This window comes from Novosphingobium sp. CECT 9465 (assembly GCF_920987055.1).
Taxonomy (GTDB): Bacteria; Pseudomonadota; Alphaproteobacteria; order Sphingomonadales; family Sphingomonadaceae; genus Novosphingobium.
This window is the reverse complement of sequence record NZ_CAKLBX010000001.1, coordinates 3,731,547-3,739,458: the sequence shown is the minus strand read 5'-3', so window position 1 is coordinate 3,739,458 and position 7,912 is coordinate 3,731,547. Positions and strand designations below refer to the sequence as shown.

Annotated in this window: 8 protein-coding genes; 2 read left to right on the top strand and 6 right to left on the bottom strand. The window is 64.9% G+C overall.

Going from position 1 to position 7,912, the window contains the following annotated elements:
• The 5 genes from tilS to LUA85_RS18255 form a co-directional block, all read right to left on the bottom strand.
• Positions 1-449, bottom strand: a 449-nt coding sequence (gene tilS, locus LUA85_RS18275; protein ID WP_231471714.1) for a tRNA lysidine(34) synthetase TilS, incomplete at its 3' end; no start/stop codon positions are given.
• Positions 450-477: 28 nt separating this feature from the next.
• Positions 478-1,461, bottom strand: coding sequence for a tetratricopeptide repeat protein (locus tag LUA85_RS18270; protein WP_231471713.1), 984 nt, complete (start codon positions 1,459-1,461; stop codon positions 478-480).
• Positions 1,462-1,564: 103 nt separating this feature from the next.
• A complete protein-coding gene (locus LUA85_RS18265) occupies positions 1,565-2,590 on the bottom strand; it encodes a RodZ domain-containing protein (RefSeq protein WP_231471712.1) in 1,026 nt (341 codons plus the stop codon).
• A 131-nt stretch (positions 2,591-2,721) separates the two neighbouring features.
• A complete protein-coding gene (gene ptsP, locus LUA85_RS18260; RefSeq protein WP_231471711.1) occupies positions 2,722-5,001 on the bottom strand; it encodes a phosphoenolpyruvate--protein phosphotransferase in 2,280 nt (759 codons plus the stop codon).
• 169 nt (positions 5,002-5,170) lie between these two features.
• Positions 5,171-5,329: a YdcH family protein gene (locus tag LUA85_RS18255; RefSeq protein ID WP_231471710.1), complete on the bottom strand. Its 159-nt coding sequence runs from the start codon at positions 5,327-5,329 to the stop codon at positions 5,171-5,173.
• A gap of 230 nt (positions 5,330-5,559) precedes the next feature.
• Between LUA85_RS18255 and LUA85_RS18250 the strand changes: the two genes are divergently transcribed.
• Together LUA85_RS18250 and LUA85_RS18245 are read left to right on the top strand one after the other, a co-directional pair.
• The gene (locus LUA85_RS18250) at positions 5,560-5,757 is read left to right on the top strand and encodes a YdcH family protein (protein ID WP_054107176.1); all 198 of its coding nucleotides are present in this window, start codon (positions 5,560-5,562) and stop codon (positions 5,755-5,757) included.
• A 137-nt stretch (positions 5,758-5,894) separates the two neighbouring features.
• Positions 5,895-6,377, top strand: coding sequence for a DUF1465 family protein (locus LUA85_RS18245; protein ID WP_231471709.1), 483 nt, complete (start codon positions 5,895-5,897; stop codon positions 6,375-6,377).
• On the opposite strand, the gene LUA85_RS18240 is transcribed toward LUA85_RS18245, so the two are convergent.
• Positions 6,374-7,852: a glycerol-3-phosphate dehydrogenase gene (locus tag LUA85_RS18240; protein WP_231471708.1), complete on the bottom strand. Its 1,479-nt coding sequence runs from the start codon at positions 7,850-7,852 to the stop codon at positions 6,374-6,376. The two genes, LUA85_RS18245 and LUA85_RS18240, sit on opposite strands and share 4 nt — an antisense overlap.
• Between the last annotated feature and the right edge of the window lie 60 nt (positions 7,853-7,912).

The following is a 7,912-nucleotide window of genomic DNA, read 5'->3' as shown; positions in this document are numbered from 1 at the left end:
CCCGCAAGACCGCGCAACCCTGCACCCCGGTTAAGCCGCATGAGCATGGTTTCGGCCTGATCGTCGGCATGATGTGCGGTGACGAGGGCGACGAGGCCCGATTCGAGCGCCCATTCCGCCATCGCGGCATAGCGGGCATGGCGCGCGCGTTCCTGTACCGCACTGCCCTTCGCCAGCGACAGGGGTAGCGTGGCGTGGGGAATGCCGCGCTGGTTGCACAGGCCCGCGACCATCGCCGCCTCGTCTGCGCTTTCGGGGCGCAAACCGTGATCGACGGTGACGACGTGAAAGTTGCGCGGCGCGACTTCATGCAAAAGCAGGAGCAGCGCCAGACTGTCAGGCCCGCCCGATACGGCAAGGCCGACCTTGCCCAGTGGCGCGACAGCCTGCCACGACGCGGCAAAACGCGCCGTGGTTTCTGGCATCAGGCCGGGAGCTTCCTCCGCCATATGTCAGAAGGCCCGGTACTGGCGGAAGTCATTTGCATTTCACCGAAGCACGGGCGTTATCGTACTGGGTCTTGATCCGGCCTGCGATCTCTTCGGGATATGTGGCGGCAAGTTCCGCAAAGGCACCGCAAGCCTTTTCCGTATCCTTGAGCCTGACCATGGCGACACCGAGATAAAGCAGGCTGTCCGGTGCGCGCGCGCCTTTCTTGTCGGCCAGATAATTCTGCAGGAAGAACTGCGCCGCGGTGCCGGGCTTTCCATCATCGAGCCAGGCGCGACCGAGCAGGTTGCGGCCGTGACTGGTCAGATTGTGCTTGGGGTAACGGTCGACGAAAATCTGCAACTGCTGCTGCGCTTCGGGATAGAACTTGGCTTCCCACAGGCGGAAGCCGTACATGTATTCGTCCGAACCGGCATCCGCAGTGGCGGGCTTTTCGATGGCCTGCACCGCGGCAACCCGCGTAGCCGACGGAGTAGCGGGTTTTGCCGTGGCCGGCGTCGTCGCGGCAGGCTTGGGTGCCGGAGCGGTTGCTGCGGGCTTTGGCGCAGGCGTCAGCGAAGCGACGGGCGCGGCGGCAGCAGCTTGCATTTCGGATTCGACGGGCGGCGGCGCAGCGGCAAGTTCCAGCCTGGCAAGGCGCTCTTCCATCTTGGCCGCGCGGTTCTGGCCTTCTTCAACTTGTGCGGTCAGCCGGGTCAACTGGCCTTCAACCGCATCCATGCGCGCCAGCAGATCGGACACGGCAGGGGCAGCAGGTGTGCCGGTGAGCGTTGGCGCGGTCTGTCCGGCGGTGATTTCGGGCACGAACGTCTTGCCGACGCCATCGGGGAAAACCTTGCGCTGTACCGCGCGCAATTCCGCCTCGATCCGGCGCAGCCGCATTTCGGGATCGACCTGCGCTTGCGCCTTGGGCGCGGTCTGCGCCACGACCGGCGCGGCCAGCGGAGAAGCCAGCACCAGTGCCGATGCGATTGCAACAAGCGGAAGGCGTCCGCGCAAGCTGATGGTCATCGTCATTCCCGTACAATTGTGCGGCACGGCGCTTCCAACACCGCGCCCGCCTGCCCCGTTGGCATATAGATTGCCGCAGAGTTACGCCCAAGTCGAGACGGTGTCAGTTCATTCCAGTGGATGCGGGCGCACTATCGGTCGGAACCTGCGGCTGGACATCGGAAACCGGAATGGCTGCCGGGACCGCAACCGGCTGCTGATCAACCGCACGACGTGCGCGCGGACGGGCCGTAGTGGCACTGGATGCGACCGGGGGCGTGCGGTTTGCCGCCGAAGCAGGTGCCAGCGAGACCGTTGGCGAAGGTGCCGGTGCGGTCCCGCGCCCCAGCAGCGCGGCGGCGCTGACCGGCACGTCCTTGACGATGCCTTCGCGTTCGGCGATCCGCGGCACCGGCTGGCCTCCGACCGTGATCGTCAGGGCATCGGGGCGCCCAGTCCACAGCTTGGGGTCCTGCGCACCCGAAGGCACGGTGAAAGCTTCACCTTTCGCCAGTTCCTTCTGCAGGATCTGCTGGCCCTGCCCGTCATAGAACTTGACCCAGATACGGTCTTCGGTGGCGGTGAAGATGACCGGGCCATTGGGGGTTGCGGCAGGAAGCGGTACGACGGCGACTTGCGAGGATGCAGCGCCGGGCTGTTCCGGCCCGACCAGTGCGGGAAGCTCTGCCGAGGGCAGGTAATAGCTGCGCCAGAACACCAGACCGGCCAATGCAATCGCCAGCACCATGCCTGCCGCGAGCCACACGGTCAGCCGCGATGGCGTTTTTGCCGGATCGCCGACTTCGAACTGGTTGATTACGCGCGGCGGCGGCATGGGCGCGCGCTGGTTGAGTTCGGCGCGCACCGCATCGGTAATCGCCTTGTCGTCCAGCCCGACTGCGCGCGCATAGCTTTTCGCAAAGCCCAGCGCATAGGGACGTCCGGGCAAGGCAGCATAATCACCTGTCTCAAGCGCCTGAAGATGGCGCACGGTGACGCGAGTACGCAACGCCAGTTGCTTCAGATCGAGTCCTGCGGTTTCACGCGCGACGCGCAAGCTTTCGCCCACACCGGCGCGGCGTGTCTGGCCGGCTGGCAGCGGGGTGGAATCAACACTGGTGATGTCTTGCAGACCGTCGGCTTCCGCCAAGGGATAACTCCCGTTTTTTCCTGATTGTGATTTTGCGACCCTTTCACAAGAAATCGCGGCAATATGATGAAAGTCAACGGCCTTGCATGGGAAATGGCCTATTTCAGCGACGAAATGCCCGCATCAGGACGTCAGTCGCATTCGATCCCTTTGAACAAGGCCCATTCGGCCAGGGTGCCGCGCATGTCGCGCGGCGGGTTGGCGAGCCAGCCGTCCATTGCGGTGCGGATTTCGGCCATATCAACTTTGCGCACCAGTTCCTTGACCGGACCCACTGCGGCGGGCGTGATCGACAGGCGGGTGATGCCAAGGCCCATGAGCGCCAGAGCTTCGAGACGGCGACCGCCCATTTCACCGCACACCGTGACATCGGTGCCGAACGGCGCGAGCGTGGCGACCACCCGGCGCAGAAAGCGCAGAATGGCGGGAGACAGCCAGTCGTAGCGTTCGGCCAGCTTCGGGTTGGCGCGATCGGCGGCGAACAGGAACTGGGTGAGATCGTTGGTGCCGATCGACAGGAACGACAGGCGCGGCGCGAGAATATCGAGGCATTCCGCCAGTGCCGGGACTTCGAGCATGGCGCCGTAGCGGATCGCCTCGGGCAGGGTTTTCTTCTGCTTTCGCAGAAACGCAAGCTGGCCTTCGAACACGTCTCGCGCGGCATCGAACTCCCACGGTTCCGTAACCATCGGGAACATCACGTTGAGCGTACGCCCGCCCGCCGCCTCAAGCAGGGCGCGCGCCTGGACCTTGAGCAGGCCGCCGCGTTCGAGCGCGACGCGCAGGGCGCGCCAGCCCATGGCGGGGTTTTCCTCATTCTGGCCATCGTTGTGACGCAGATAGGGCAGGACCTTGTCACCGCCGATATCGACCGTGCGGAATACCACCGGCCGGTCACCCGCCGCTTCGAGAACATCGCGATAGAGCCGGGTCTGGCGTTCGCGCGAGGGCAGCGTGGCCGAGACAAGGAACTGGAATTCGGTGCGGAACAGACCGATCCCGTCCGCGCCGGTGAGATTGAGCATCGGCGTATCATCGCGCAGCCCGGCATTCATCAGCACCGTTATGCGGTGGCCGTCGCGCGTGACCGGATCAACCTCGCGCATCGCGGCATAATGCGCCTGACGTTCGCGGTTTCTGGCGAAGCGCGCTTCGAAGGCCTCGATCAGGGTGGGCGCGGGGCGAACATCAACCACGCCCTGATCGCCATCGAGCAGGAGGTGATCGCCTTCGCGAATCTTGCCGCGCAGTGCGCGCATCCGGCCCACCACGGGGATGCCCATGGCCCGCGCCACGATCACGACATGCGCGGTAAGCGAACCTTCTTCGAGGATCACGCCCTTGAGCCGCCGCCGGTCATATTCCAGCAGTTCGGCCGGACCGAGGTTGCGCGCGATCAGGATCGCATCGCCTTTCAATCCCATGCTGGCGGCAGTGCCGAGTTGCCCCGATACGATCCGCAGCAGGCGGTTCGACAGGTCCTCAAGATCGTGCATCCGGTCTGCCAGCAATGGATCGTCGATCTGGCGCATCCGCATGCGGGTGCGCTGCTGGACGCGTTCGATGGCTGCTTCCGCGGTAAGCCCGGAATCGATCGCTTCGTTGATCCGGCGGGCCCAGCCTTCATCGTAAGCGAACATACGGTAGGTTTCGAGCACCTCCTCATGCTCTCCGCCCACGCCGAATTCGGCCTGGCTGGCCATGCGATCGATCTGTTCACGCATCTTGTCGAACGCGAGGTAGACGCGCTGGCGTTCCGCCTCGGTATCTTCGGCGACGATGTGTTCGATGGTGACGCGTGGCTGGTGGAACACGGCAACGCCGCTGGCCAGCCCCTTGACCAGGGTAAGGCCGGTGATGCGTTCCGGCCCGGTGAGGTGCGCGGGGACGCCCAGCGTATCTTCGCCATCGATCAGTTCGGCATTGGCGATCAGTTCCGAAAGCACCATCGCCACGGTCTGCAACGCCTCGATCTCGACCTCTTCATAGCGGCGCGGCTCGACATGCTGGACCGCGACCACGCCCACCGCGCGTTCGCGCCGGACGATGGGCACGCCGGCAAAGGAGTGGAACTTTTCCTCGCCCGTTTCGGGGCGGAAGGCAAAGTCCGGGTGCGCGGCGGCTTCGGCAAGGTTGAGCGTTTCGACATTGCCCGCGATGGTGCCGACAAGGCCCTCGCCGGTGGCAAGGCGCGTGACGTGGACGGCGGCCTGATTCAGCCCGCGCGTGGCGAAAAGTTCAAGCATGCCTTCGCGCAGGAGGTAGATCGAACACACTTCGGAATCGAGGTTTTCGCCGATCACTTCGACGATCTGGTTAAGCTTGGCCTGAGCACCCGCGCGCGAGGCCATGACCTCGTGCAACGAAGTGAGGATCTGACGGGCGGCGGCGACGGCACTGAGCATGATCATCGAATACCCTAGCGCGCAGACTTTGGGAATGTCGTGTGAAAACCGATGTGGTGAGGAAACGTATGCGGGGAGTGTGCCGCGCCTGATCGCCGTCGTTGCAGAGCCATTACACCCAACAAAAAGAGCCGCCCGGACGGGGGCGGCTCCTGTTTGATCGAAGGGGGCGTCGTCAATGCAATCGCGACAGCTCTTCCTTGATCTTCAGCTTTTTTCGCTTGAGCGTTGCTACCAGCGTTTCATCCGGGAGGGGCCGGGTCATTTCGGACTGGATTTGTCGTTCGAGGCCGGCGTGCTTCATCTGAAGAGCGCTGATATGCGTCGATTCCATGCGTTTCCTCCTTACGGGCATAGCCCCCGTCAGAAACCCGCACAGGCCATCCCCGTGCGGGGCGGCGCTTGCTGCCAGCGGCTTTACCCGACTCGGCAAGGCAGCGCGTTGTCATGGTCCCACATTCGCCGTATCTTGCAAGCCAAACCGCGTCGGGGCGCAGGGGATACGGGTCAGGCCGTATGCCGTGTGAACGCCTCGTTTCACCGCGTGATGGAGTATTGCGAAACGTGACCGAAGAGGAAATGCGCAAGCGGCTTGCCACCTTGCGCCTTGAACATCGCGACCTTGATGCGGCCATCGATGCGCTGACCGGCGCGGGCGCGCGCGACCAGTTGCAGATCGCGCGGCTGAAGAAGCGCAAATTGCTGCTGCGTGATCAGATCGCGATGATCGAGGATTACCTGATCCCGGACATTATCGCGTGATTTGAAGGGCATGAGTCGCCACGGCAGCAATTGTCACCGCAGCGCAACATGTCCCGTTAAGAAACGTCCACGGATTGGACGGCCCGGCGGGGGAACACCGGCTGGCGGCAGGGCATTTGCGCGCTTATGCGCTTGGCATGGCCCTTATGCCCAGCCTCAACCCGCGCATCGTCGAAGCGCTCTATGCCGAAGCGCTTGGCCTTGCCGAGACCGTGCGCGTACGGTTCGAACGGCTGCGGCGCGAGGTGGCGGCACAGGTCGACCCGCAAGACGATGAGGATCTGCGCCGGGTGCAGATCTCGTGCGAGGCGCTGCGCACGACGACGCGGGTGATGCATTGCCTGGCGTGGCTGCTCAATCACCGCGCGCACTTTGCAGGCGAGCTTTCCGAACTGCAATTGCGCCGTCATGGCCGCCTGATCGCCAATTTCCCGGCCAGCGAGGCCGACGTGGTGGCCACTCTCCCCGATGACGTGCGCGCGCTTGTGATGGAAAGCGAGCGCCTGTACCAGCGCATCCAGCGGCTGGAGCAGGCGTGGCGACAGGCCAATCTTTCAGGCGACAGCGCGGTACGGCGATTGCGGGAGCGGCTGGCGAGCGCGGTCGAGAGCGCTGCTTAGGGTTCCTCGCCCAATGCGGTTTGCAACGCGGTCGTTTCGTCGTCGCTGAACCACAGCCCCAGCTTGGAGCGCCGCCACAGCACGTCCTGCGCGGTGCGCGCCCATTCGCGCGTGGTCAGGTGATCGAGTTCGGCTTCGGTAAACCCCTGCCCGATGTGCCGCCCCATGTCTCCGCGCACGAAACCCAGGGCCTCGGTGCCATAGGCGCGGGCGAGGCGGTGGGCGGTGGGGCGCGAGAGGTGCTGCGCCTGCGCCATGATGTCCTGTTCGATCGGGCCGAGATTATCGGCTTCATCCAGCCCGTCGGGCGTGAAATCGCCGCCGGGCAGCGGGGCACTGGCGGTCCAGCCCGCGTTCTCGGTCACGCCGAGGCGTTCGAGCGCAGCCTCTGCCAGTGTGCGGTGCGTGGTGATCTTTCCGCCGAGCACCGATAGCAGCGGCGCGGAATGGCGATCGGTGCCACGATCGAGTTCTAAGCGATAACCGCGCGTGGCGGCTTCGGGGCGGCCTGTGCCATCGTCGGCAAGCAGGCGGACACCTGCGAACGTGTGGACCACATCGTCACGCTTCAGGCTGCGGCGGAAATAGTGATTGGCGGCATTAAGCAGATAGGCGATTTCCGCTTCGCTGGCCTGCGGCGGATCGGCGTCCGCGTTCTCTTCGCTGTCGGTCGTGCCGATCAGGGTGAAGGCATATTGCCACGGTATGGCAAAGCACACGCGGCCATCGGGCAATTGCAGGAACAGGGCGCGCGGATCGTCATGCAGGCGCGGCACGACGATATGCGAGCCGCGGACGCGGCGCATCAGGCCGGGGCGCGGTGCATGAGCAACGTCCATCACCTGCCCCACCTGCGGACCGGCAGCATTGACGACGATGGCGGCGTGGAACAGCTCTGCGCCACCATCGCCCCGCGCTTCGATGCGCCACAGGTGCCCTTCGCGCGCAAGGCTGGTAACCGCGCACCGGGTACGCACTTCCGCGCCGCGATCTGCCGCATCGCGCGCCAGCAGCACGACCAGCCGCGCATCGTCGACCCAGCAATCGGAATATTCATAACCGCGCCGCACTTCGGGCTGGAGACCCATGCGGCCTTCGAGCCTGACGCGCGCGGTGGGCGGCAAGGCCTTGCGCCCGCCGATCCGGTCATAGAGCCACAGGCCGGTGCGCAGCATCCACCACGGGCGGCCTTCGGGCACGATCGGCAGCACGAACCGCATCGGCCAGACGATGTGCGGGGCCTGCCGCCACAGGATTTCGCGTTCGTGCAAGGCCTCTGCCACCAGGGCGAATTCGCGGTGTTCAAGATAGCGCAAGCCGCCGTGGATCAGCTTGGTCGAGGCCGACGAGGTGCCTTGCGCCAGATCGCCGCGTTCCAGCAGCAGGACCGACAGCCCCCGCCCGGTGGCATCGCGCGCGATGGCGGCGCCATTCACGCCGCCGCCGATCACGGCCAGATCGTATGGGGGTTCCATCCGCGCCACCTTGATACGGCGCGCCCGATTGCGCAAGGTTGCTTGATGGTTGCGGGGAAC